This is a genomic window from Arthrobacter sp. 10T413_2, from assembly GCF_056394205.1.
In genome coordinates, this window is sequence record NZ_JBFTHK010000316.1 from 1 (window position 1) to 2,253 (window position 2,253).

General features: G+C 64.7%; 1 protein-coding gene, 1 tRNA gene and 1 pseudogene. 1 reads left to right on the forward strand and 2 read right to left on the reverse strand.

All coding sequences use genetic code 11. The features are described 5' to 3' along the window. Positions 1-1,204, reverse strand: a 1,204-nt coding sequence (locus AC1DBQ_RS23010; protein WP_476930706.1) for a M20/M25/M40 family metallo-hydrolase, incomplete at its 3' end; no start/stop codon positions are given. A gap of 164 nt (positions 1,205-1,368) precedes the next feature. Between AC1DBQ_RS23010 and AC1DBQ_RS23015 the strand changes: the two genes are divergently transcribed. Then, positions 1,369-1,451 (forward strand) — tRNA-Leu (locus AC1DBQ_RS23015). A gap of 87 nt (positions 1,452-1,538) precedes the next feature. Here the strand turns inward: AC1DBQ_RS23015 and AC1DBQ_RS23020 are convergent. Beyond that, positions 1,539-2,210: pseudogene (locus tag AC1DBQ_RS23020) on the reverse strand (S1 family peptidase); the annotation flags it as partial. Positions 2,211-2,253 lie beyond the last annotated feature (43 nt).

Genomic DNA, 2,253 nt, shown 5'->3' on the forward strand with positions numbered 1-2,253 from the left:
GCATCAGCGGGGCAAAACCGTAACCGGTGATGCCGAGCCGGCTCAGGGACTTGTTGTCCGTTCCGCCGGAGAGMGTGTAGGGCAGGACCTTGGTGCCGGGGTCCTCGGAGTGCAGGGCGTCGATCATTGAATCGACAAGGTTCCCGGCGAACGGCACTTCCAGCGAGACGTCGTTGTGCACGTAGCTGATGTCCACGCCGGTCCCGGCGAGTTCGCGGACGATTTCCAGCACATGCTCCTCCTGCCCGGGCAGGGTGCGGCAGTCGATGAGGGCCTCGGCGGATTCCGGGATGACGTTGTGCTTGTAGCCGCCCTTGAGCAGCGTGGGGTTGGTGGTGTTCTGCAGCGTGGCGCCGACGAACCGGGCGACGGTACCGAGTTCCTTGAGGATCTTGTCCGGATCGTCCGGATCGAATTCGACGCCCGTGAGTTCGGTCACACCGTCGAGGAACTGCCGCGTGGTGGGAGTGAGTTCGATCGGCCAGTTGTAGGCACCGATMCGGGAGACCGCGCCGGCGAGCCGCGTCACGGCGTTGTCCGTGTTGATCTGGGAACCGTGGCCCGCCCGGCCGTGGGCGACGAGGCGGAGCCAGGAGAGGCCCTTCTCGGCCGTCTGGAGCAGATATGTGCGCTGCCCGCCGATGGTCGCGGAGAAACCGCCGACCTCGGAGATCGCCTCCGTGGCGCCCTCAAAGAGTTCGGGCCGCTTGTCGACGGCGTAGCGGGCCCCGTAGGTGCCGCCGGCTTCTTCGTCGGCGAAGAACGCGAAGATGATGTCGCGCTTGGGCTTGCGGCCCGTGCGGGCGAAGTTGCGCAGCACGGACAGGATCATGGCGTCCATGTCCTTCATGTCCACCGCGCCGMGTCCCCAGATCAGGCCGTCCTTGAGTTCGGCACCGAAGGGGTCCACCGACCACTGCTCGCGGAGGGCCGGCACCACATCCAGGTGGCCGTGAACCACGAGGGCGCTGGCGGAGGGGTCCTCCCCCGCCAGCCGGGTCACCACGCTGGCCCGCCCCCGGGCCGCCTCGAAGATTTCGGCGTCCAGCCCGACTTCGGCCATGAGCCCGGCGGTGTACTCGGCGGCCGCGCGTTCACCGGGGCCGGAGCCGTCGCCGTAGTTGGATGTATCGATCCGGATCAGCTCCTGGCAGATCCCGACGACCTCGTCCTCGGGCCTGATGTCGGTCCGGTGGTCAGTCATAGCGGCTCCTCGTGGCGGGTGGCTCAATTGCTTGCTTCAGCCTACCCACACCACCCCCGCTGACCCCGATTATTTGTTTCCGGAAAAGTCGTGCTAGAGTCTTTCTCGCTGCTTCCGAGAAAAGCAAAACGCTGAAAGGCGAAACGAACTCGGAATTACCACCTGCGCGGGTGGCGGAATGGCAGACGCGCTAGCTTGAGGTGCTAGTCCTCGAAAGGGGGTGGGGGTTCAAGTCCCCCTCCGCGCACAACGGGAAACACCCTGGAATCCAAGGATTCCAGGGTGTTTTTTGTGCAACTMAGACCCCGCTGTGGGTCGCCCGGATCCAGGATGACTCGTACGGGATGGATGTCGATAAGTCGAGGTACTTCGCCGCGGGCGGGTCTTCGTAGGCGGAGATGATCCCGACAAGCTTGAGAACGCCGTTTTCCGTCCGCAGCACCGGCCCCCCGCTGTCGCCGTGGTTGGCAGATTTGGCRCGCGAGAAGGTGCAGAAACTCCATTCCCCGGTGATGGACGAACATGACCCCGAKGCGACTACTCTCGTGGACATCGCCGCGAGGCTGGCCGGCAGGCCGAGAGGGCAGCTTTGATTGCTGAGGAACGGGTCTCCGAGGCAACCGTAGCCGGCTAGCACGACGCTGGTGTTCGCCGGAGGATTCACTGTGGCCAGCGGAATTGGCGCTTCAGCCACCCGATGCGCCAGATGGAGTACGCCGATGTCGTTCCTGAGCAACGACTCGTTGAAACCCGGGTGGACGATCAGCCCTCCCTGCGAGACCGGGACCGGCACGGTGAATTGCCCGGGGTGAGATCCATAGTGGAACGTGACGTCCGCTGTTCGTGGCGTTCCGCCGTTGTAGCGAAGGCAGTGAGCGGCAGTGACGACCGCATAGGAGCTGATCAAGGCGCCGCTGCAGGTAGCGACGGCACCATCGGGATAGACAAGCTGGATTCTCACGGCCCACGGGTATTTGTTGGGGCTGAGGATGGTTCCGTTGTAGATGGCCTGGGCCGGTGGCGCGACCCCAAGGAGGCTAGTGAGGACC